This window comes from Mycobacterium sp. NPDC050441 (assembly GCF_040655355.1).
In the GTDB taxonomy this organism is placed as follows: Bacteria; Actinomycetota; Actinomycetes; order Mycobacteriales; family Mycobacteriaceae; genus Mycobacterium.
In genome coordinates this window covers 359,651-381,846 of sequence record NZ_JBFAJS010000002.1, presented here as the reverse complement: position 1 = coordinate 381,846, position 22,196 = coordinate 359,651, and the positions used below count along the sequence as shown (strand labels likewise).

At 66.8% G+C, this 22,196-nt stretch carries 17 protein-coding genes and 1 pseudogene; 5 read left to right on the top strand and 13 right to left on the bottom strand.

Annotation, left to right across the window (positions count from 1 at the left end; genetic code table 11):
- Positions 1-6: 6 nt before the first annotated feature.
- The 5 genes from AB0I14_RS06940 to yajC form a co-directional block, all read right to left on the bottom strand.
- The gene (locus AB0I14_RS06940; RefSeq protein WP_358017873.1) at positions 7-534 is read right to left on the bottom strand and encodes an adenine phosphoribosyltransferase; all 528 of its coding nucleotides are present in this window, start codon (positions 532-534) and stop codon (positions 7-9) included.
- Complete coding sequence (locus AB0I14_RS06935; protein WP_358017870.1) at positions 531-2,198, bottom strand: ABC transporter substrate-binding protein; 1,668 nt, start codon at positions 2,196-2,198, stop codon at positions 531-533. The genes AB0I14_RS06940 and AB0I14_RS06935 overlap by 4 nt, the downstream gene beginning before the upstream one ends.
- Before the next feature lie 5 nt (positions 2,199-2,203).
- Entirely contained in the window at positions 2,204-3,469 is a 1,266-nt protein-coding gene (gene secF, locus AB0I14_RS06930) for a protein translocase subunit SecF (RefSeq protein WP_358017867.1), read from the bottom strand.
- 4 nt (positions 3,470-3,473) lie between these two features.
- Positions 3,474-5,339, bottom strand: a complete 1,866-nt coding sequence (secD, locus tag AB0I14_RS06925; RefSeq protein ID WP_358017864.1) for a protein translocase subunit SecD — start codon at positions 5,337-5,339, stop codon at positions 3,474-3,476.
- Between the two features lie 72 nt (positions 5,340-5,411).
- Positions 5,412-5,765 (bottom strand): preprotein translocase subunit YajC, encoded by a 354-nt coding sequence (gene yajC, locus AB0I14_RS06920; protein WP_358017861.1) that lies wholly within the window; start codon positions 5,763-5,765, stop codon positions 5,412-5,414.
- Between the two features lie 161 nt (positions 5,766-5,926).
- Here yajC and gabT point away from each other — a divergent pair, with 161 nt between their 5' ends.
- Positions 5,927-7,267 carry a 4-aminobutyrate--2-oxoglutarate transaminase gene (gene gabT / locus AB0I14_RS06915; protein WP_358017858.1) on the top strand — a complete coding sequence of 447 codons (1,341 nt, stop codon included), beginning with the start codon at positions 5,927-5,929 and terminating at the stop codon, positions 7,265-7,267.
- A gap of 4 nt (positions 7,268-7,271) precedes the next feature.
- On the opposite strand, the gene AB0I14_RS06910 is transcribed toward gabT, so the two are convergent.
- Positions 7,272-7,892 carry a hypothetical protein gene (locus tag AB0I14_RS06910; RefSeq protein WP_358017855.1) on the bottom strand — a complete coding sequence of 207 codons (621 nt, stop codon included), beginning with the start codon at positions 7,890-7,892 and terminating at the stop codon, positions 7,272-7,274.
- A gap of 334 nt (positions 7,893-8,226) precedes the next feature.
- On the opposite strand from AB0I14_RS06910, the gene car (AB0I14_RS06905) reads away from it, so the two are divergent.
- Together car (AB0I14_RS06905) and car (AB0I14_RS06900) are read left to right on the top strand one after the other, a co-directional pair.
- Complete coding sequence (car, locus tag AB0I14_RS06905) at positions 8,227-11,712, top strand: carboxylic acid reductase (protein ID WP_358017852.1); 3,486 nt, start codon at positions 8,227-8,229, stop codon at positions 11,710-11,712.
- 174 nt (positions 11,713-11,886) lie between these two features.
- A complete protein-coding gene (car, locus tag AB0I14_RS06900) occupies positions 11,887-15,354 on the top strand; it encodes a carboxylic acid reductase (protein ID WP_358017849.1) in 3,468 nt (1,155 codons plus the stop codon).
- Between the two features lie 80 nt (positions 15,355-15,434).
- Here car (AB0I14_RS06900) and AB0I14_RS06895 read toward each other — a convergent pair whose 3' ends face one another.
- A complete protein-coding gene (locus AB0I14_RS06895) occupies positions 15,435-16,886 on the bottom strand; it encodes a PQQ-binding-like beta-propeller repeat protein (RefSeq protein ID WP_358017846.1) in 1,452 nt (483 codons plus the stop codon).
- A gap of 454 nt (positions 16,887-17,340) precedes the next feature.
- Between AB0I14_RS06895 and AB0I14_RS06890 the strand changes: the two are divergent.
- Positions 17,341-17,709: pseudogene (locus tag AB0I14_RS06890) on the top strand (HNH endonuclease); the annotation flags it as partial.
- Here AB0I14_RS06890 and AB0I14_RS06885 read toward each other — a convergent pair.
- From AB0I14_RS06885 to ruvC, 4 genes are read right to left on the bottom strand one after another with little or no spacing between them, the layout of a single operon-like run.
- Positions 17,706-18,089, bottom strand: a complete 384-nt coding sequence (locus tag AB0I14_RS06885; protein WP_358017843.1) for a DUF1304 domain-containing protein — start codon at positions 18,087-18,089, stop codon at positions 17,706-17,708. The pseudogene AB0I14_RS06890 and the gene AB0I14_RS06885 overlap by 4 nt on opposite strands.
- Positions 18,090-18,094: 5 nt before the next feature.
- Positions 18,095-19,150, bottom strand: coding sequence for a Holliday junction branch migration DNA helicase RuvB (gene ruvB / locus AB0I14_RS06880; protein WP_358017840.1), 1,056 nt, complete (start codon positions 19,148-19,150; stop codon positions 18,095-18,097).
- Positions 19,150-19,737, bottom strand: a complete 588-nt coding sequence (gene ruvA / locus AB0I14_RS06875) for a Holliday junction branch migration protein RuvA (RefSeq protein ID WP_358017837.1) — start codon at positions 19,735-19,737, stop codon at positions 19,150-19,152. Before ruvA ends, ruvB begins: the two co-directional genes overlap by 1 nt.
- Positions 19,734-20,291, bottom strand: a complete 558-nt coding sequence (ruvC, locus tag AB0I14_RS06870) for a crossover junction endodeoxyribonuclease RuvC (protein ID WP_358017835.1) — start codon at positions 20,289-20,291, stop codon at positions 19,734-19,736. Before ruvC ends, ruvA begins: the two co-directional genes overlap by 4 nt.
- Before the next feature lie 93 nt (positions 20,292-20,384).
- Between ruvC and AB0I14_RS06865 the strand changes: the two genes are divergently transcribed.
- Complete coding sequence (locus AB0I14_RS06865; protein WP_358017832.1) at positions 20,385-21,044, top strand: NAD(P)H-binding protein; 660 nt, start codon at positions 20,385-20,387, stop codon at positions 21,042-21,044.
- Here AB0I14_RS06865 and AB0I14_RS06860 read toward each other — a convergent pair.
- Both AB0I14_RS06860 and AB0I14_RS06855 read right to left on the bottom strand, forming a co-directional pair.
- Positions 21,013-21,414 carry a hypothetical protein gene (locus tag AB0I14_RS06860; RefSeq protein WP_358017829.1) on the bottom strand — a complete coding sequence of 134 codons (402 nt, stop codon included), beginning with the start codon at positions 21,412-21,414 and terminating at the stop codon, positions 21,013-21,015. The genes AB0I14_RS06865 and AB0I14_RS06860 overlap by 32 nt on opposite strands.
- On the bottom strand, positions 21,414-22,169 hold the full coding sequence (locus AB0I14_RS06855; protein ID WP_358017826.1) for a YebC/PmpR family DNA-binding transcriptional regulator: 756 nt from the start codon (positions 22,167-22,169) through the stop codon (positions 21,414-21,416). Before AB0I14_RS06855 ends, AB0I14_RS06860 begins: the two co-directional genes overlap by 1 nt.
- Positions 22,170-22,196: the final 27 nt, after the last annotated feature.

The following is a 22,196-nucleotide window of genomic DNA, read 5'->3' as shown; positions in this document are numbered from 1 at the left end:
TATCCCTCACACCGTGTGCAGGCTGCTGACCCTCAGCGGCGCCACCACGTCCCGGCCGCCCAGGGCCGTCAATTCCAGCACCACAGCGGCGCTCAGGACGTTGGCCCCGCCGGCCTCCAGCAACCGTGTCGCCGCTGCCAGAGTGCCGCCGGTGGCCAGGACATCGTCGATGATGACAACATTGCGGCCGGTGATATCAATCCCGTCGGCGGGGATCTCCAGGGTCGCGCTGCCGTATTCGAGCTGATACGTCACGCTGTGCACCGGAGGCGGCAGTTTCCCGCCCTTGCGTACGGCCAGGACGCCGGTACCGAGTCGGGTCGCGACCGCGGCACCCAGCAGAAAACCGCGCGCGTCCAGGCCTGCGATCAGATCGGCGTCGGCCGCGGTGGCGGCCAATGCGTCGGTCACCGCTCTCAGGCCCTCGGCGTCGGCCAGCAACGGGGTCAGGTCCTTGAACTGCACGCCGGGCTCGGGAAAGTCTGGGACCTCCCGGATCAGTTTCTTGACCAGCCGGGCAACATCCGGGCTCACGTGGACAACTTCCAGCGGTCCATGTTCCAGCCCGCGCCCCACCGTGTCGGATTGCTGCTCACGGCATACATCTTGTTCGACGTCAGCACGGTGCGCTGCTGGCGGTACAGCGGCAGGGTCGGCATGTCGTTCCACAGGATCGGCGCGCCCTCCCCCGCCAGCCGGGCCAGTTCCTTCGGATCGCTCGTGACGGCCTGCGCATCGATGATGCCGTCGACCCGCTCGTTGAAATAGGCGGGCAGGTTGTTGCCGTTACCGGAGTGGAAGGCATAGGCGTCGATCGCCGAAGAACCCGAGGAACCGCTGCCCGCGGCCCCGCCGGTGCCGGCCAGCAATCCGTCGATCTCGTTGTTGCGCAACGCCACCGGCCCGGCCGTCGCGGATCCGGCGTCCTGGACGGTGATGCCCGCGGCGGCGCACGATTTCGCGATGGCGCCGACGGTCGCGGCCAGTCTGGCGTTGGGTGTCTGATACCCGATGCGTACGGTCAACGGCTTGTTGTTCAGGGCTGCGCGGGCCGCGCCGGGGTTGGCCACAGCGAATTGCGCGGCCTCGCCGACATTCTCGGCCGCGCTGAAGGCATCGTCGCTGACCGGGCTGAGCCGCGAGTTGACGATCGGCGTCGCGGCGTTACGGGCGATCACGTCACGCGGGGTGCAGAGCGCGACGGCCCGCCGCGCCGGCGGGGCGGCCAGCGGGCCACCCGGCGCGAAGATCAACTGCTCGATACCGGCGGACGGGCTTTCGGTGCTGACGTAGTCGTCGGGCAGGTTGAGCAGGCCCGAGGATCCGGACTCGATGTCGACGACGTCGAAGGATCCCTGGTTGACCCGCTCCTGGATGTCGGCCCCGCGCGGCCATACCGCGATCCGGTTGGTGACGGGCGGGGTGCCCCACCACTTGTCGTTGGCGACCAGGACCACCACGCCGTCCTTGGACACCGAGTCGATCCGGTAGGGCCCCGAGGAGGGGAACCGTTTGAGGTCGAGGTCGGGCTTGAGATCCCAGAGGGTGTTCCACGCCTTGGCGATGCGGTCGATGGTCGGCTGGTCGCCGTTCTGCAGCGCGGTGGCCACACCCCCGTCGCCCAGGTCGAGTTCGTCGGCGAGGACGTGTGCGGGCATCAGCGAAGTGGCCGCGAACAGCTGGCCGTAGTCGAGGAATCCGCGGTCCTGGGCGAAGGACACCCGGGCCCGCTTCTGGCCGGGTGCGCAGTCCACCGAAGCGATGTCGCGGTAGCCGGCTTGGCTGGCGGCGTCGAACACGGGGAACCGGCCGGATTGAGCGCCCCAGGTCAACACCATGTCGTCACAGGTGATCGGCTTGCCGTCGGAGTAGACGGCCTTGTCGCTGATCACGTAGTCGAGCACCAGCGGGGCGCGGCCCACCACCGACACCGAACCGAAGTCGTTGTCGGCGACCACCTGGCCTTCGGGGCCGTGATAGGCGAACCCGGTCAATGCCCGGGCGAATGCCTGAGGCCCGGCGGACGCGGCTCCGGCCACCGTGTTGGTGTTGTAGGTGGTCAGTGTGCCGTCCACGGCGTAGTCGATCTCGTCAGCCGAACTGCTTGAACATGCCGAGAGACCGATCCCGGCGACCACGGACAGCGTGGCCGCTGTCGCCATCGTCCGTGCCCGGGCCACGGCCCGCCACTGAACCATCCGGTTTACCGCCGGGTGTTCCGCTTGCCCGACGGACGTCCGGTCCGCGGGCCCGGACGTGCCCCCGGTGCCGGCTTGGCGGGTGCAGGCTGGGCAGCGACCGACACCGACACCGTCTCGTCGGCGGTCTCTTCGGCATCGGTGGCATCGGCCGTGTCCTTGGCCGTCGCCGACTTGGCGCCCTTCTCCCGGCGGTTGAGCACCCGCTTGGTGTGCTTGCGCACCAGCTCGGTGCGTTCGCGCAACGTCACGAGCAGCGGCGTGGCGAAGTAGATCGACGAGTAGGTACCCACGATGACGCCGACCAGCTGGACCAGAGCCAGGTCCATCAGGGTTCCGACACCCAGGAGCCACACCGCGATCACCATCAGCGCCACGATCGGCAACACCGAGATCAAGCTGGTGTTGATCGACCGCATGAACGTCTGATTGACGGCGAGGTTGGCCTGCTCGGCGAAGGTTCGGCGAGTGGTGTGCTCGAACCCGTGGGTGTTCTCCTCGACCTTGTCGAACACGATCACCGTGTCGTACAGCGAGAAGCCCAGAATCGTGAGCAGGCCGATCACGGTAGCCGGGCTGACCTCGAATCCGACCAGCGAATAGACGCCGGCAGTCACGACGAGGTCGAAGACCAGGGTGGCCATCGCTGCCATCGCCATGTAGCGCTCATAGCGCCAGGCGATGTAGATCGAGGCCAGCACGATGAACACCACGAGCGCGATCAACGCCTTCTGGGTGATCTGCCCGCCCCAGGTCTCCGACACTTTCGAGTCGCTGATCGCCTGTTTGCTGGGCTGGCCATCGGCGCCCTTGGGGTGGAACTCGTCGAACAGCGCGGTCCGCAGTTGCTCGATCTCCGGTTCGGACAGTGTCTCCGAACGGATCTGGACAGTGGCAGAGCCGCCGCTGCCGACCAGCACGACCGACTCGGGCGCCCGGTTGAGGGTCTTGCTGTAGACATCCTCGACCTGTTGGACCGAGACGACCCCCCCGGAACCGGCCGACGGCATCGACACTTTCGTGCCGCCCTCGAAGTCGATCCCGAACGTGAACCCGCGCAGCACCATGCTGGCGATGCAGATCGCGACCATGATGCCGCTGACCGTGTACCAGAGTTTGCGGCGGCCGATCACCTCGAAGGCGCCGGTGCCGGTGTAGAGCCGGACGAAGAATCCGTGCTTGGGCAGCGCCGCAGACGTGGATTCGATGCTCGGCGTCTCCACCGAGGTGTCTTTCACGTCCTCAGCGGTGGTGTCATTTTTTGCTGCCATGTGCTTATCCCCGTCCCGCGGTCGCATGCGAAGCCTCCCGGCGTTCCCGCGCGATCTGCTGCACCGCGCCGAGACCGTTGAGGGCAGGTTTTGCCATCGTCGGGGACTTGGACGCCAGGTACACCAGCGGCCAGGTCACCAGGAACACCACCACGATGTCCAGGATCGTGGTCAACCCCAGTGTGAACGCGAAGCCCTTGACCTGACCGATCGCCAGGAAGTACAGCACCGCGGCGGCCAGGAAGGTCACTGCGTTGCCGGACACGATCGTCTTGCGGGCGCGCGCCCAGCCTCGGGGCACCGCCGACCGGAAGGACCGGCCCTCGCGGATCTCGTCCTTTATTCGCTCGAAGAACACCACGAAGGAGTCCGCGGTAGTACCTATACCGATGATCAGACCGGCGATACCGGCCAGATCCAGCGTGTAGCCGATGTATCTGCCGAGCAGCACGAGGATGGCGAAAACCATTGCGCCGGCTGCGACCAGCGACAGGGCGACCAACAGGCCCAGCACCCGGTAGTACAGCAGCGAGTACAGCAGCACCGCCGCCAGACCGACCGCGCCCGCGATCAGACCGGCCCGCATCGAGGACAGGCCCAGGGTCGCCGAAACGGTCTCGGCTTCCGACGACTCGAACGACAGCGGCAGTGACCCGTACTTGAGCACGTTGGCCAGTTCCTTGGCCGTGTCCGCGTTGAACTGCCCGGTGATCTGGGTGTTGCCGCCGGGAATGGCTTCCCGGATCTCGGGGGCGCTGACCACCTGAGAGTCGAGGGTGAAGGCCGTCTGCGTGCCCACGTTCGCGGCGGTGAAGTCGGCCCAGGTCTTGGCTCCCCCGCTCTTGAAGGTCACGTCGACGACGTACTGGCCCTGCTGCTGGTTCAGGCCGGAGGTCGCGTTCTCGATCTCTTCACCGCTCATGATCGACTTGCTGAGCAGGTACACCGTCTGTCCGTCTTGCGAACAGGTGATCAACGGCAGGTTCGGATCGTCGTTGCCTGCGAGCACATCTTCTTCACCGCACCGGGTGGCCTGGTACTGCAGCGCCAGGATCTGGATCGACGGGTTGGTGCTCTGCCGCAGTTCCTTCTCGTCGGAAATGCGCTGTGCCAGAGCGGCCTTGGCGTCACCGGGCTTGGGCTGTGCCGGAGCCGGTGCGGGGCCGGGGGCCGGTGCAGGCGCCGGGCCGGGCTCACCCGGGGCCGGGGCCGGAGTCGGTTCACCCGGAGTCGGTGCCGGGTCCAGCGGGTAGGGCCGCGGCTGGGGTGCCGGGACAGGCTCCCCGGCCGGTGGCGCGGGCTGCTCTCCCGCCGGCGGTGGCACAGGGGCCTCGCCCGGCGCACCCGGCGTCAGTCCCGGTATCGCACCGGGAAGGCCGGGCACTGCGCCCGGCGCACCGGGCATACCCGGTGCCACTGGCGCACCCGGAGCCGCGGGGGCACCCGGCGCTCCGGCGCCCGGCTGCTGTCCCTGCTGGGCCGGCGGCTTGGCGGGCATCGCGTGCACGACGGGCCGGATGTACAGGCGGGCGGTCTGGCCCAGGTTGCGGGCCTCGCTGCCGTCATTGCCGGGAACGGTGATCACCAGGTTGTCGCCGTCGATGACGACCTCCGAGCCCGAGACGCCGAGACCGTCGACGCGGGCACTGATGATCTGCTGGGCCTGGTTGAGAGCCTCTCTGGTCGGCGTCGAGCCGTCCGGGGTGCGCGCTGTCAGCGTCACCCGGGTACCGCCCTGCAGGTCAATGCCGAGTTTCGGCTTGGCCTGCTTGTCGCCGGTGAGGAACACCAGCAGATAAACGCCGATCAGAAGGACCAGGAATAGCGTCAGGTAGCGCGCAGGATGCACCGGCGCCGTAGACGATGCCACGTTTCTAGGGTCTCCTCGAGATCAGTTCGTCAGCACCGCAAAGGGTACGTGCTTGTCCTGGGTGCTCTGCGGTCAGTCTTTTTTGAGGCTTTCGGTGTCGGTGACACCGGTGCTCTCGGTCAGTTCGGTCGCCGCCGTCGAGACGTCGGGATCGGCGTCTTCGTCGGTGTCCTCCTCGATGCGGTCGCGCACGGCGAGCTTCATCCAGGTGGTGACGACGCCGGGGGCGATCTCCAGGTCGACGTTGTCGTCGGTGATACCCGTGATCGTGGCCAGCAGGCCCGAGGTGGTGTGCACGCGATCACCGATCTGCAGCGATTCGTGCAGGTCGATGGTGGCCTGCATGGCCTTCTTCTGACGACGCGACGCGAAGAACATAAACGCGCCCATGACGATCAGCAGGGGCAGGAAAATGACGAGATCCATGTCAACTATGTCTTTCGTGTTGTGTCATATGTCAGGGCGACCGAGGCCACGATACCGCCGCCGACCCGGGCCACCCCATTCGCCGCCGACAGGCGGGTGCGACGACTAGGCTCGAAACGCGTTCTTTCCGACGCCGCCCTTGCAGTATTCAGGAGGCAGTGTTGAGCCATCCCGAGCAGAGCCGCCATCTCGCCACCGCGATCCCCGGCCCCAAATCCGAGGCGTTGATCGGCCGGAAAACGGCCGCAGTCTCCCGTGGCGTCGGCACCACCATGCCGGTGTATGCCGCCCGCGCCGGGGGCGGCATCGTCGAGGACGTCGACGGTAATCGGCTCATCGACCTGGGCTCGGGCATTGCCGTCACCACCATCGGCAACTCGTCGCCGCGGGTGGTCGAGGCGGTGGCCGCACAGGCCGCCGAGTTCACCCACACGTGCTTCATGGTGACGCCGTACGAGCAGTACGTCGCGGTCTGCGAGCACCTCAACCGACTCACGCCGGTGCGCGGCGACAAGCGTTCGGCCTTGTTCAACTCCGGTTCCGAGGCGGTGGAGAACGCGGTCAAGATCGCCCGGTCCTACACCCGCAAGCCCGCCGTCGTCGCGTTCGACCACGCCTATCACGGGCGCACCAACCTCACGATGGCGCTGACCGCCAAGGTCATGCCGTACAAGCACGGCTTCGGCCCGTTCGCACCCGAGATCTACCGGGCGCCGTTGTCCTACCCGTATCGCGATACGGAGTTCGGCAAGGAGTTGGCCACCGACGGTGCTCTGGCCGCCAAACGGGCCATCGACGTGATGGACAAACAGATCGGCGCGGACAACCTGGCCGCGGTCATCATCGAACCGATCCAGGGCGAGGGCGGGTTCATCGTCCCGGCCGACGGGTTCCTGGCCGCGCTGTTGGGGTGGTGCCGCGACAACAACGTGGTGTTCATCGCCGACGAGGTGCAGACCGGTTTTGCCCGGACCGGCGCCATGTTCGCGTGCGAGCACGAGGGCATCGATCCCGATCTCATCGTCACCGCCAAGGGGATCGCCGACGGCCTGCCGTTGTCGGCGGTGACCGGCCGCGCCGAGATCATGGACTCGCCGCACGTGTCCGGGTTGGGCGGTACCTACGGCGGTAACCCGATCGCGTGCGCGGCGGCGCTGGCCACGATCCAGACCATCGAGGCCGACGGCCTGATCGAGCGGGCAGCCCATATCGGGGTGCTGATGAAGGACCGGCTGGGCCGGCTGCAGGCCGAGGACGACCGGATCGGCGACGTGCGCGGCCGGGGCGCGATGATCGCCGTCGAACTGGTCAAGGCCGGCACCACGACCCCTGACCCGGAGCTGACCAAGGCGCTGTGCGCCGGTGCCCATGCGGCGGGCGTGATCGTGCTGTCGTGCGGCACCTACGGCAACGTGCTCCGCTTCCTGCCGCCGCTGACGATCAGCGACGAGCTGCTCGTCGAGGGGCTCGACGTGCTCGAGCTGATCCTGCGCGACCTCTGAGGCGTTAATGCGCGTGGGTGTGACGCCGGCCGAACAATCCGCCCCAGGACCGGTGCTCGCGCGCGCCCGCCGCTTCCGTCGGCTGTGCGTCGGCGACCGCTGCAGGCTCGGCGGACACAGCCGACGCGACGGGTCGTTGCACGTATTCGACGTCACGCACGCTGCGGACCGACAATCGGCCCACCGCGACGGCTCCGAGGAACACGATCAGCGCGCCGAGGCCTGAGAAGTAGGCCAGCTCGAGGCTGACGCGCTTGGCGTCGGTCACGGCTATCGGCATCCCGGTGTCGCCGATGCCCAGCGGCCCGGCCAGCGCACGGCCCACCACGAACCAGGCTCCGCCCGCGACTGCCAGCCACCCACCGAACACCGCGGTGGCACGGTTCCCCGAACCCAGCAGCAGTAGGCCGCCCAGCGCCGTCGCAGCGCCCGGAAGCACCTCCAACCACCCGCGCGCCGACGTCCAGAACCAGCCCTGATCCGGCGTGAACGCGAAGTCGAAGTACGGCCCGACGAACGGGATCAACGCACCCCAGATTCCCAGCAGCACCAGCAGAAACCCGCTGGCGGCTCCGCGGCTGCGTGGCATGCGCAGACGGCTGCCGCGGCTATCGAATTCGGTCATGATGCCTCCTTTGACATCACGGTGGGTACCCCAAACTGCGTGGCAGTAACGCCCCTACCCTGAGGGGATGCGTCTCGTCGGGAATGCCCTGCGCGATGAGGTGGCCGCTGCGTGGGAACGATGGGGGCACCGGTGCGCCGGCCTCACAGTTCCAGCAATCCGTTGACCGGCTATCAGGCGTTCCCGGCTCACACGCAGGAACGATCAGACTCACAGCACATTGACAGCCGGGAAGCTGGTTTTCCGGAAATAAGTTTAGCTTCACTAACGTAGTAGTTCGGTAGCGCAACGTCGCGCCGGTGATTATTTCTGCTATCTGTGAAGAGGGTTTTTGATGTCGTTTGATACTCGCGATGAACAACTGGCGATCCGTATCGCCGATCTGACCGCCAGCGATCCGCAGTTCGCCGCCGCGATACCGAGCGACACCGTCACCGCCGCCGTCGACGTCCCCGGCCTGTTGTTACCCGAGATCATCCAGACCGTCCTGCAGGGTTATGCCGAACGGCCGGCACTCGGGGAACGCGCACAGGAATTCGTCACCGACCCGGCGACTGGTCGAACCACTTCCCGCCTGCTCCCCCGGTTCGACACCATCAGCTACGGCCAGCTCTGGGATCGGGTCCGCGCCCTCGCCGCTGCCTTGCACGCGTCGGGCGTCGCGGCCGGTGACCGGGTTGCCATCCTGGGATTCACCAGCGCCGACTACACCGTCATCGATACCGCACTGGCCCAGATCGGCGCGGTGTCGGTCCCGCTGCAGACCAGTTCCTCACCGGAGGCACTGGCACCCATCGTCACCGAGACCGAGCCGCGGGTGATCGCCGCCAGTGTCGACCACCTCGCAGATGCCGTCGAGCTGGCGCTCACCGCCCACGCTCCGGCCCGAGTGGTCGCCTTCGACCACCACGCAGAGATCGACGATCATCGCGACGCCGTGACATCGGCCTCCGAGCGGCTGGCCACCGCCGGCGTCGCGGTCGAGACCCTCGCCGACCTGCTGGACCGCGGCGGCAAGCTGCCCGCGCCCGAGGCACGCAAGGCCGACGACACCGACCCGCTCGCGTTGCTGATCTACACCTCGGGCAGCACCGGTGCCCCCAAGGGCGCGATGTACCTGCAGAGTTCGGTCGCCAAGTTCTGGCGGCGCAACAGCAAGGCCTGGCTCGGACCGGTGAGCTCGGCGATCAACCTCAGCTTCATGCCGATGAGCCATGTGATGGGCCGCGGCATCCTCTACGCCTCGCTCGCCGCCGGCGGCACCTGCTATTTCGCGGCCCGCAGCGACCTGTCGACGCTCCTTGAGGACCTCGCCCTGACGCGGCCAACCGAGCTGAATTTCGTTCCGCGCGTGTGGGAGATGATCCACAGCGAGTTCCAGAGCCGGGTCGATCACCGCCTGGTCGAGGCAGGCCAGGACCGTGAGACGGTCGAGGCCGAGGTGCGCGCAGAGGTGCGCGACCAGGTGCTCGGCGGACGGTTCGTCGCGGCCATGACCGGCTCGGCACCCATCTCGGCCGAGCTCAAGACCTGGACCCAGGACATGCTCGGAATCCACCTGCTCGAGGGCTACGGATCGACCGAGGCCGGTATGGCGCTGTTCGACGGTGTGGTCCAGCGCCCGCCGGTGCTCGACTACAAGCTCGTCGACGTCCCGGATCTCGGGTACTTCGGCACCGACCAGCCGCACCCGCGTGGAGAGCTGCTGATCAAGACCGAGAATCTGTTCCCCGGCTACTACAAGCGACCCGAGGTCACCGCGTCGGTGTTCGACGAGGACGGTTTCTACCGGACCGGCGACGTCGTCGCGGAGATCGGCCCGGACCAGCTGCGCTACGTCGACCGCCGCAACAACGTGCTCAAGCTCGCCCAGGGCGAGTTCGTCACATTGGCCAAGCTGGAGGCCGTGTTCGGCAACAGCCCTCTGGTGCAACAGATCTACGTCTACGGCAACAGCGCGCAGCCCTACCTGCTGGCCGTGGTGGTCCCCACCGACGCGGGCGTTTCGAAAGAAGCGATCAGCGAATCCCTGCAAGAGGTCGCAAAGGAAGCCGATCTGCAGTCCTATGAGATCCCCCGCGATTTCATCGTGGAGACAACACCTTTCAGCCTGGAGAACGGCCTGCTGACCGGTATCCGCAAGCTGGCGTGGCCGAAGTTGAAGGCGCACTACGGCGATCGGCTGGAGCAGCTCTACACCGATCTGGCCGAGACTCAAGCCAACGAACTGCGCGCACTGCGCAACGGCGCGGCCGACGCCCCGGTGGCGGAGACCGTGATCCGGGCTGCCGGCGCCCTGTTGGGTGCCGCGGCATCCGACCTGGGACCCGACGCCCATTTCACCGATCTGGGCGGAGATTCCTTGTCGGCGTTGACCTTCGGCAATCTTCTCCGGGAGATCTTCGAGGTGGACGTGCCTGTCGGCGTGATCGTCAGCCCGGCAACCGACCTGGCCGGTATCGCCGAGTACATCGAGGCGCAGCGCAACGGATCCAAGCGCCCGACCTACGCATCGGTGCACGGCAGGCACGCGGCCGAGGTCAGCGCTTCCGATCTGACGCTGGACAAGTTCCTCGACGCCGACACCCTGGCCGCAGCCCCGAGCCTGCCCAAGGCTCCGGCCGAGGTCCGCACCGTGCTGCTCACCGGCGCCACCGGCTTCCTGGGCCGCTACCTGGCCCTGGAATGGCTGGAACGCATGGACCTCGTCGACGGCAAGGTCATCGCCCTGGTCCGCGCGAAGAGCGACGTCGAGGCCCGTGCGCGCCTCGACGCCACCTTCGACAGCGGCGACGCGAAACTCCTTGCGCACTACCAGGATCTGGCCGCCGACCACCTCGAAGTGATAGCCGGTGACAAGGGCGAGGAGAACCTCGGGCTGGATCAGCAGACCTGGCAGCGGCTGGCCGATGACGTCGACCTGATCGTCGACCCCGCCGCACTGGTCAACCACGTGCTGCCCTACAGCGAGCTGTTCGGGCCCAACGCGCTGGGCACCGCCGAGCTGATCCGTATCGCGCTCACCACGAAGATCAAGCCGTACACCTATGTGTCGACCATCGGCGTGGGCGATCAGATCGAGCCGGGGAAGTTCGTCGAGGGCGTCGATGTCCGCCAGATGAGCGCGGTCCGCAAGATCAACGACGGCTATGCCAACGGTTACGGCAACAGCAAGTGGGCCGGTGAGGTTCTGCTGCGCGAGGCCAACGATCTGTGCGGGCTGCCGGTGGCGGTGTTCCGTTGCGACATGATCCTGGCCGACACCACCTACTCGGGTCAGCTGAACCTGCCCGACATGTTCACCCGGATGATGTTCAGCCTCGTCGCCAGCGGTATCGCGCCGAAGTCCTTTTACGAGTTGGATGCTGACGGCAAGCGCCAGCGCTCGCATTACGACGGCCTGCCCGTCGAGTTCATCGCGGAGTCGATCTCGACCCTGGGCGCACAGTCGGTGGAGAGCTTCGCGACCTACCACGTGATGAACCCTTACGACGACGGCCTTGGGCTCGACGAGTTCACCGACTGGCTGATCGAGGCCGGCCACCCGATCGAGCGGATCGACGACTACGGCCAGTGGATCCGGCGCTTCGAGAGCACCCTGCGCGCGCTGCCGGACAAGCAGCGTCAGGCTTCCCTGCTCCCGCTGCTGCACAACTACCAGCAGCCTGAGCGGCCGATGCTGGGCGCCCTGGCTCCCACCGACGAGTTCCGGGCCGCCGTGCAGGAAGCCAAGATCGGGCCTGACAAGGACATCCCGCACGTGAGTGCAGACGTCATCGTCAAATACATCACCGACCTGCAGCAGCTCGACCTGCTCTAGTCACCCCGGTGTGCTCGCCCCACCCTCCCGGTGGGGCGAGCACATTCAGGCGTGACGCATCTCGCACCCGCAGGTACTGGCATCTCGAAATATAATTAGTTTTACTAACGTAGTAATTAGTAGGCGCGATAAACGCGCCGACGATATTTTTCTTGATTTGCTCAGGGGACCGATATGACCACCGAAACACGCGAGGACCGGCTCCAGCGCCGCATCGCACACCTGTATGACACCGACTCACAGTTCGCCGACGCCCGCCCCAGCGACGCCGTCAACGCCGCCGTCGCCCAGCCTGACCTGCGGCTGCCGGCCGTCGTCAAAGGGGTATTCGCCGGTTACGCCGACCGCCCCGCGCTCGGACAGCGCGCCGTGGAGTTCGTCACCGACGCCAGCGGCCGCACGTCGGCCCAGCTGCTCCCCCGTTTTGACACCATCACCTACCGCCAGCTGTCAGACCGCGTTCAGGCAGTGACCAACGCCTGGCACAACCATCCGGTGAAGCCCGGCGACCGCGTTGCCATCCTCGGGTTCACCAGCGTGGACTACACCACCATCGACACCGCCCTGATCGAGCTCGGCGCCGTGTCGGTGCCGCTGCAGACCAGCGCCCCGGTCACCACACTGCGGCCGATTGTCGCCGAGACCGAACCGGTCGTGATCGCGGCAAGCATCGACTTCCTCGACGACGCAGTCGAATTGGTCCGGTCCGGCCCCGCGCCCCGCCGCCTGGCGGTGTTCGACTACCGGCCCCAGGTCGACGCTCAGCGTGAGACCTTCGAGGCGGCCAAGGCAGCCCTGGCGGGTACCGACGTGATCGTCGAACCACTGGCCGACGTCCTGGACCGCGGACGGTCGCTGGCCGATGCCCCGCTGTACATCTCCGGCCAGGCCGACCCGCTGACCATGCTGATCTACACCTCGGGCAGCACCGGCACCCCCAAGGGCGCGATGTACCCGGAGAGCAAGGTCGCCAACATGTGGCAGCTCGCCACCAAGGCCACCTGGGACGAGAACCAGGCCGCCCTGCCCGCGATCACCCTCAACTTCATGCCGATGAGCCACGTCATGGGCCGCGGCATCCTGATCGGCACGCTGAGTTCGGGCGGCACCGCATACTTCGCCGCACGCAGCGACCTGTCGACCTTCCTGGACGATCTCGCCCTGGTCCGGCCCACGCAGCTCAGCTTCGTGCCGCGGATCTGGGACATGCTGTTCCAGGAGTATCAGAGCCGCCTGGACCGCAGCGGGGCGCCCGAGGGCGACGTGCTCGACGAGGTCCGCAATGACCTGCTAGGCGGACGGTTCGTCTCCGCGATGACGGGCTCCGCGCCGATCTCGCCGGAGATGAAGACTTGGGTGGAGCGCCTGCTCGACATGCACCTGCTGGAGGGATACGGCTCGACCGAGGCCGGTTCGGTCTTCGTCGACGGATACATCCAGCGCCCTCCGGTGATCGACTACAAGCTGGTCGACGTCCCGGATCTGGGCTACTTCCGCACCGATCAGCCCCACCCGCGTGGTGAGCTGCTGGTGAAGTCCGAGCAGATGTTCCCCGGGTATTACAAGCGCCCGGAGATCACCGCCGAGATGTTCGACGAGAACGGTTTCTACCGCACCGGTGACATCGTGGCCGAACTCGGACCGGACCACGTCGAGTACCTCGACCGGCGTAACAATGTCCTCAAGCTTTCGCAGGGCGAGTTCGTCACCGTATCCAAGCTGGAGGCAGTCTTCGGGGACAGCCCGCTGGTGCGCCAGATCTTCATCTACGGCAACAGTGCCCGCTCCTATCTGCTGGCCGTCGTGGTGCCCACCGATCCCTCCGCCTCGAAGCCGGCGATCAACGATTCACTCCAGGACGCGGCCCGCGCCGCCGGCCTGCAGTCGTACGAGGTTCCTCGCGACTTCATCGTGGAGACAACACCGTTCAGCCTGGAGAACGGTCTGCTGACCGGCATCCGCAAGCTGGCCCGCCCCAGTCTGAAGACTCACTACGGTGATCGGTTGGAGCAGCTCTACACCGAACTGGCCGAAGGCCAGGCCAACGAGCTCAGCGAGCTGCGCCGCGGCGGAGCTGACGCCCCCGTTCTCGACACCGTGAGCCGGGCCGCCGGCGCCCTGTTGGGAGCCGCGGCAACCGATCTCGCGCCCGATGCCCACTTCACTGATCTGGGCGGCGACTCGTTGTCGGCGTTGACATTCTCCAACCTGCTGCACGAGATCTTCGGCGTGGATGTGCCTGTCGGCGTGATCGTCAGCCCCGCAACCGATCTGAGCGGCATCGCGGATTACATCGAGGCGCAGCGCAACGGATCCAAGCGCCCGACCTACGCATCGGTGCACGGACGTGACGCCACCGAGGTGCATGCCCGCGATCTGACGCTGGACAAGTTCCTCGACGCCGACACCCTGTCCGCCGCACCGTCGCTGCCCAAGGCTCCGGCCGAGGTCCGCACCGTGCTGCTCACCGGCGCCACCGGCTTCCTGGGCCGCTACCTGGCCCTGGAATGGCTGGAACGCATGGACCTCGTCGACGGCAAGGTCGTCGCCCTGGTGCGGGCCAAGTCCGATGAGGAGGCACGGGCCCGGCTCGATGCCACCTTCGATGTGGGTGATGCGAAACTCCTTGCGCACTACCAGGATCTGGCCGCCAAGCACCTCGAGGTGATCGCCGGCGACAAGGGTGAGGCGGATCTGGGTCTCGACCACGACACGTGGCAGCGGCTGGCCGATGACGTCGACCTGATCGTCGACCCCGCCGCATTGGTCAACCACGTGCTGCCCTACAGCCAGATGTTCGATGCGAATGCCCTGGGCACCGCCGAACTCATCCGCATCGCGCTGACCACGAAGATCAAGCCGTTCGTCTACGTTTCGACGATCGCGGTGGGCGGGGGCATCAAGCCTGGTGAGTTCGTCGAGGATGCGGACGTCCGGGTGATCAGCCCGACCCGCCCGGTCGACGATTCCTACGCCAACGGCTACGGCAACAGCAAGTGGGCCGGTGAGGTCCTGCTGCGCGAGGCACACGACCTGTGCGGCCTGCCGGTCTCGGTGTTCCGCTGCGACATGATCCTGGCCGACACCACCTACTCGGGTCAGTTGAACCTGCCCGACATGTTCACCCGGCTGATGCTGAGCCTGGTGGCCACCGGCATCGCACCCGGATCGTTCTACGTGCGCGACGCCGACGGCAACCGCCAGCGCGCCCACTACGACGGACTGCCGGTGGAGTTCATCGCCGAGGCCATCTCAACGCTCGGCGTGCACGTGACCGAGGGGTTCGAGACCTACCACGTGATGAATCCCTACGACGACGGCCTTGGGCTCGACGAGTTCACCGACTGGCTGATCGAAGCCGGCTACCCGGTGCACCGCATCGACGACTACGCAGAGTGGTTGCAGCGCTTCGACACCGCGTTGCGCACCCTGCCGGACAAGCAGCGCCAAGCCTCGCTGCTGCCGTTGATGCACAATTACCAGCAGCCGTCACAGCCCCTGCTGGGGGCCGCCGCACCGACCGACCGGTTCCGGACGGCGGTGCAGGAAGCCAAGATCGGGCCAGACAAGGACATCCCGCATGTCACGGCGCCCGTCATCGTGCAGTACATCACCAACCTGCAGCAGCTCGGACTGCTGTAACACACTTCCCCACAAGGGAAGGTCCCCCTGAGCGGCCGCGGTCCTTACCAGGACCGCGGCCAATCAGTATCGGTAGCGTGTCAACCGCGTCCGGGTACCAGCCCCGCGACGTACGAGTTGCCGCATTGCGCGATGACAGCGCCCGCAACGGCCATCAGTCCCCGCATCGATTCATCGCGCGGACACGGTGATTCGACTTCGACCGGGGTGTCCGTGGGCCGCAGCAGGTCCACAGTCTGCAGACGCTGCGGAATCTCGTAATCGGTGGTGATGACGAGACTCTTGTCGAGCCAGGTGGTGCGGATGGTGTCCAGGCCGAACCTGGTGTCGACATGCAGCGGCAATGGCGTCGAGCGATGGTTGCGGTAGTCGCGCAGCAGCCAGGTGTCACCTCCGCCGTAGACAAGCAGATTTCCCTCGTGGGCCACAGAAATGGGATAGGTGGCGGGGATCTCGTCGATCACCTGTCCGTCGGGGCTGAACACACGGGTCACATCCGACGGTGTGGGATCCTGGTGTGGACGAAGATCGGAGGCCACATAGACGTCCGATCCGGCAATCGGGGTGTACTCGCCGGGGACGTCGACGGTATCGCCGGTATGGGCATCCATCACCTCCGGCTTTCCGCAGTCAATGCCGAATTGTCCGGGCGTGCCGGGTGACACGGTCGGATTACTGCACGATATGGGCTTACTCCAGCGATCACGCCCAGTAGCCGGATCGATCGAGTGAAAGCTCGTGCGACTGTTGTCGACCTCGGGCGCATCAGCGGTGAACACAGCCATGCCGAGCGCGTCGACCGATCCGGTCGCTGCGGTCACTTTGCCGCCCTGACTGAGTTCGCGCCGCCACAGCACCTCACCGGAACTACCGTCGAATGCGACCAACCCACCGTAGAGGAACAGCGCGACGATTCCTACCGCGTCATCGCGATCTCGTCGCACCACGAACAGCCGTCCACTGGTGCCGAAATCACCTGCATGCCAACGTTTCTCTCCGTTGGTTCCGTCGTACGCAGTCACCCCTTCGCGGGTGTCGACGATGAAGCCGTTGCCGGCGGGGTAGATGTCGGGAGAATAACTCCCTTTCACGAGCGGGACTTCATAACGAACGGGGCCGATCCCGTCGGGAACGCTCACGGGCGGCGAGGCCACCGCGGTGAGGTCGGGATGCCAGACGCCGCGACGGTGATCCTGCACCGACTTGTAAGTCAGGGACGTGGCGGCCACCGCGACAACAAGGAAGGCGCACACTGCCGTTCGGCCACTGACGTCGCGCGCGAACCAGATTGTCGCCACACCGAGGACCGTTGCCGTTATGGCAGCCAGTAACGCAACAGTCGCGAGGACCGTCGCCCCGGTGGAGTCGACAAACGACATGTCGTCACGGGATTTGAACAGGTCGATGACTGTTCGGACTCCCCAGGCCGCCAGCGCCACCGCCGCCAAGCCGATGAGTCGGATCAGGAGCTTGCGTTCTGCCCGCCGAGCCCAGAGCAGCATGCCGACGCATATGCATATCCCGATGGCCATGGCTACAACGCTGACGAGTGTCAGCGGACTAGACGTCACGTCTGTCGACGACCGGACCGCCCATATTCCAAGCGAAGCCACGATCGCACCGATCGCCGCGGCAATGGAGCCACCAGCAGCGACACTGACCAAGAACCGCAGGATCGGCCGGCGCCGAGGTCCGGTCTCCGGAGAATCCCCTCGCATCGGCTGATCCTATGGGCAGACAAAGGTACCCGGGTGCGGCAAGATCGCGAGGCATCCGGCAACGAAACCGGCAGCTGGGCCTTGTCACACCCATTGGCGACTCGTGCAATATCGCCGCCGGTGTCGACGCCTCACACCGTGGCCGCGGACTCGGTTCGGAAATCGGACTCGCCCGCATGGATTCCCCCCACCCAGGGCAATCGCTACCTCTCCGACGCCCGCAACCGGGGTCAGAGCATGGCCGACACCCTCGTATCGCGCGTCACCGGTCGCGATGGAATCCCGATCCCGGCGCTTCCCGAAAGGCCTCGCCCGGTTCATCGCGCTACGCGATCAAACCTGCCGCACCCCCTACTGTGATGCCCCGATCCGGCAGATCGACCACGTGCATTCACATCACCGTGGCGGACCGACCTCCGCAGCCAACGGTCAGGGGCAGTGCGAACGCTGCAACTACGTCAAAGAAAGCCCGGGCCGGCGGGTGTAAGCCGGGACTGATGAATCGGGCCGCCACACGACAGAATTCGTCACCCCCACGGGCGGCGCCACCTACCGGTCAACCGCACCCCCGTTGGCCGGAGGAGTGCGCATACTCACCCGCGAGATCCACCTCGTGATCAACAGGCGCGCTGCCTAGAGCAGGCTGATCGCGACCAACACGACCGCGACCAGCGGGAATGCGCCCTGGGTGATCGCCGCGCGCGCCTTGTCCGGCGAGCTGGTCAGCAGCACCGCGGCGGCGGCCAACATCGACCCCACCCCGGCGAACACGAGAGCAAGCCCAACCCCGTTGTGCCCCAAGCCGACCGCGACGATGCCCACCACCGTGACGATCGCCAGGAACAGGTTGTAGAAGCCCTGGTTGAAAGCCAGCTCCTTGGTGGCCTGCGCCTCCTCCTCACTGATCCCGAAGGTGGCGCGTGTGCGTGGTGAAGTCCAGGTCAGCGACTCCATCACGAAGATGTAGACATGCAGAGCCGCGGCGAGGGCGGCGAATACCAAACCGGCGATGACCATACGGTCTATTCAAACAGCCCGGTCTGCCCTAGTCCGGTAACTGGCGGTCGCATTCCCAGGTGCGTCCACGCCAACGGTGTGGCCACCCGTCCCCGCGGCGTGCGGGCCACCATGCCTGCGCGCACCAGGAAGGGTTCGCACACTTCCTCGACGGTGGTCGCTTCCTCACCCACGGCCACTGCCAGCGTCGACACTCCGACCGGGCCACCACCGAAACTGCGGGTGAGCGCTGAAAGGACCGCCCGGTCCAGGCGGTCGAGCCCGAGTTCGTCGACGTCGTAGACCTCCAGCGCGGCCTTGGCGATATCGCAGGTGATCACCCCGTCGGCGCGGACCTCGGCGTAATCCCGGACCCGGCGCAGCAGGCGGTTGGCGATGCGGGGCGTGCCACGGGAACGCCGGGCGATCTCCGTGCCGGCCTCCCTACCCAATTCGATGCCGAGGATGCCCGCCGACCGGGCCAGCACCCGCTCGAGTTCGACCGGCTCGTAGAAGTCCATGTGCGCGGTGAATCCGAACCGGTCCCGCAGTGGGCCGGTCAGCGCCCCGGACCGGGTGGTGGCCCCCACCAATGTGAAGGGAGCGACCTCGAGCGGGATCGACGTGGCGCCAGGGCCTTTGCCGACCACCACGTCGACGCGGAAGTCCTCCATCGCCAGATACAGCATTTCCTCTGCCGGCCGGGCGATGCGGTGGATCTCGTCGATGAACAGCACGTCGTGCTCGACGAGGTTGGACAGCATGGCGGCCAGGTCACCGGCCCGTTCCAGGGCGGGACCCGAGGTGAGCCGCAGTGAGGAGCCGAGCTCGGCCGCGATGATCATCGCGAGCGATGTCTTGCCCAGCCCGGGTGGACCGGACAGCAGGATGTGATCCGGTGTGCCACCGCGATTCTTGGCACCCTCGATGACCAGCTGCAGCTGTTCACGTACCCGGGGCTGCCCGATGAACTCACCCAGTGAACGCGGGCGCAGGCTGGCGTCGATATCGCCTTCGCCGACCGTCAGCGCCGCCGAAACCTCCCGCTCGTCGGGCTCATCGGAATCGTCGAAACGGCCCATTACTTCTTACCCAACATGGACAACGCGGACCGCAGCGCGGATGCCGTCGTCGCCTCTGGATCGTTGGCCAGCACCTTGTCGGTGGCCTCCTCGGCTTGCTTGGCTGCAAAGCCAAGCCCGACAAGGGCTTCCACCACCGGTGCACGCACCGCGTGACCGACGGCCCCCCCGATGGCCCCGGGGGTGACCGGCCCGATCTTGTCGCGCAGTTCGAGCACCATGCGTTCGGCACCGCGTTTGCCGATGCCCGGAACCCGGGTCAAGGCCGTCACGTCTCCGTCGGCCAGGGCTTGCCGCAGGGCCTGCGGGTCGTAGACCGCCAGCGTCGCCAAGGCGATCTTGGGCCCGACGCCGGACACCCCCAGCAATGTGAGGAACAGATCGCGGGCATCCCCGTCGGCGAACCCGTACAGCGTCATCGAATCTTCGCGCACGATCATCGCGGTGATCAGCCGTGATTCGGTGCCGCGGCGCAGGTTGGCCAGGGTCGACGGGGTGGCCATCACCTTGTAGCCGACGCCGGCGGCCTCGATCACGGCGTGGTCGAGGGCGATGTCGATGACCTCACCGCGAACCGACGCGATCATGCCCGGGCCGCCTTGACCTTGGCCTGATACTTGCGGCGCTGTTCGGCGGCCATCGCCTCGGCGGCAGCCATGCGCTCGATCATCGGGGCGCGCCAGCAGTGGCAGATGGCGAGGGCCAGGGCGTCGGCGGCGTCCGCCGGGGTCGGCTTGGCCTGCAGCGCAAGAATTCTGGTGATCATCTCGGTGACCTGAGCCTTGTCGGCCCGGCCGTTGCCGGTGACCGCCGCCTTGACCTCCGACGGGGTGTGAAAGTGCACGTCGATGTCGCGCCGCGCGGCGGCGAGCGCGATCACTCCGCCGGCTTGGGCGGTGCCCATCACGGTGGAGACATTCTGTTGGGCGAAGACCCGCTCGATCGCGATCACATCGGGCCGGTGGGTGTCCATCCAGTACTCGGCCACGTTGCTGATCTCCAGCAACCGTTTCTGCAGCGGTGCATCGGCCGGGGTGCGGACCACGTCCACATCCAGCGCGGTGACCTGCCGACCGCGACCGCTCTGGACCACCGACAGACCGCAGCGCGTCAACCCGGGATCCACTCCCATCACCCGCACACGAACCCCTTCGTCAGAACATCTGTTCGAGAGCCTAGCGCGATCCGGCGACAGCGTGCGGCAGGGACACGCTCACATCCGTAGGGTCGAACCATGCGCGCAGTGATAGCCGGCGGACACGGCAAGATCGCCCTCATCCTGGAACGTCTGCTCGCCGAGCGCGGCGACGAGGCGGTCGGGCTCATCCGTAACGCCGCCCAGGCGGCCGACCTGCAGGCTGCCGGCGCCGCGGCCATCGTGCTGGACCTGGAGCAGGCATCGGTTGCCGAGGTGGCCGACGCGGTACGCGACGCGGACGCCGTCGTGTTCGCTGCCGGCGCCGGGCCGGGCAGTGGAGCCGCCCGTAAACAGACCGTGGATCGCGACGCCGCGATCCTGCTGGCCGACGCCGCCGAGGCCGCAGGCGTGGGCCGCTACGTGATGGTGTCGGCGCTCGCCGCCGACGACCGGTCGCTCGATGCCAACTACGACGAGGTGTTCCTGGCCTACATGCGGGCCAAGTCCGAGGCCGACGCCGACGTGCGGGCCCGCACCGGATTGCGCACCACGATCGTGCGCCCGGGCGGACTCACCGATGAGCCGGGCACCGGAAACGTCACGATCGCCGAATCGACCGGCCGGGGAAGCATTCCGCGCGAGGACGTGGCCCGCGTGCTGCTTGCCGTGCTGCACGAACCGGAGACTGCGGGACGAACCTTCGAGGTCATCTCGGGCGAGACGCCTATCGACGCAGCGCTGCACCCGACCCGATGACCGATTTGATGTGATCGATGCGGGCGGTGGTCGCGGCCCAACCGCGCACGGCCTCCTCGGCAACGATCTTGCGGTCACGGCGCACCACGACGATCCACGGCGTGCCGAACAATGAGCGGGCCAGCACCCACAGCGGCAGCAGGAGCAGCAACAGCAGGAACTCCGCGGCCACCAGCAACGCCAACACCAGCACCGGGATCAACAGCACCACGAGCGCGATGTTCAGCACGATGCTGATGATGTCGTCCCCGTCACCGAAGGACGCGTCGCCAAGACTCCAGTCGTCGGGCATCTCTCGGCGCGGACGCCACGGCAACCAGCGCCGGCGCACCGTCCATTTGATGCCCTCAGGGTCGAGGACGCTCGCCACTACTCCTCGTCGAGCAGCGCGGCGACATCGTCGGGGATGTCGATGTTGGTGTACACGTCCTGCACGTCGTCGCTGTCCTCCAGCGCATCCACGAGCTTGAGCACCTTGCGGGCGCCCTCCAGGTCGACCGGCACGCTCACCGAGGGCTGGAAGCTGGCCTCGGCCGAGTCGTAGTCGATGCCGGCGTCCTGCAGCGCGGTGCGCACCGCGACGAGGTCGGTGGGCTCGGAGATGATCTCGAAGGAGTCGCCGAGGTCATTCACCTCTTCGGCGCCGGCCTCCAGGACTGCCATCAGCACGTCGTCCTCGGTCAGACCGTTCTTCTCCAGCGTCACCACGCCCTTGCGGGTGAACAGGTAGGCCACCGAGCCCGGGTCCGCCATGTTGCCGCCGTTGCGGGTCATCGCGACCCGCACCTCGCCGGCCGCCCGGTTGCGGTTGTCGGTCAGGCACTCGATGAGCACCGCGACACCGTTGGGGCCGTAGCCCTCGTAGGTGATGTTCTGCCAGTCGGCGCCGCCGGCCTCTTCACCACCGCCGCGCTTACGGGCGCGCTCGATGTTGTCGTTGGGCACCGAGCTCTTCTTGGCCTTCTGGATGGCGTCGTAGAGGGTGGGGTTACCAGCTGGGTCTCCCCCGCCGACACGTGCCGCGACCTCGATGTTTTTGATCAGCTTGGCGAACATCTTGCCGCGCTTGGCATCGATGACGGCCTTCTTGTGCTTGGTGGTGGCCCACTTGGAATGGCCGCTCATGCAGGTACGCCCCTTTTCCGGTTAAAA

Bases quoted from the DNA above. Each gene is read 5' to 3' on its own strand.
- AB0I14_RS06885 (WP_358017843.1), bottom strand. From the start codon at position 18,089: ATGGTCATCGCCGGTTTGGTATTCGCCGCCCTCGCCGCGGCTCTGCAT.
- secF (WP_358017867.1), bottom strand. From the start codon at position 3,469: ATGGCAGCAAAAAATGACACCACCGCTGAGGACGTGAAAGACACCTCG.
- car (WP_358017849.1), top strand. From the start codon at position 11,887: ATGACCACCGAAACACGCGAGGACCGGCTCCAGCGCCGCATCGCACAC.
- AB0I14_RS06855 (WP_358017826.1), bottom strand. From the start codon at position 22,169: ATGAGCGGCCATTCCAAGTGGGCCACCACCAAGCACAAGAAGGCCGTC.
- AB0I14_RS06895 (WP_358017846.1), bottom strand. From the start codon at position 16,886: ATGGCCATCGGGATATGCATATGCGTCGGCATGCTGCTCTGGGCTCGG.
- ruvB (WP_358017840.1), bottom strand. From the start codon at position 19,150: ATGGGCCGTTTCGACGATTCCGATGAGCCCGACGAGCGGGAGGTTTCG.
- AB0I14_RS06910 (WP_358017855.1), bottom strand. From the start codon at position 7,892: ATGACCGAATTCGATAGCCGCGGCAGCCGTCTGCGCATGCCACGCAGC.
- AB0I14_RS06865 (WP_358017832.1), top strand. From the start codon at position 20,385: ATGCGCGCAGTGATAGCCGGCGGACACGGCAAGATCGCCCTCATCCTG.
- yajC (WP_358017861.1), bottom strand. From the start codon at position 5,765: ATGGATCTCGTCATTTTCCTGCCCCTGCTGATCGTCATGGGCGCGTTT.
- AB0I14_RS06935 (WP_358017870.1), bottom strand. From the start codon at position 2,198: ATGGTTCAGTGGCGGGCCGTGGCCCGGGCACGGACGATGGCGACAGCG.
- car (WP_358017852.1), top strand. From the start codon at position 8,227: ATGTCGTTTGATACTCGCGATGAACAACTGGCGATCCGTATCGCCGAT.
- ruvA (WP_358017837.1), bottom strand. From the start codon at position 19,737: ATGATCGCGTCGGTTCGCGGTGAGGTCATCGACATCGCCCTCGACCAC.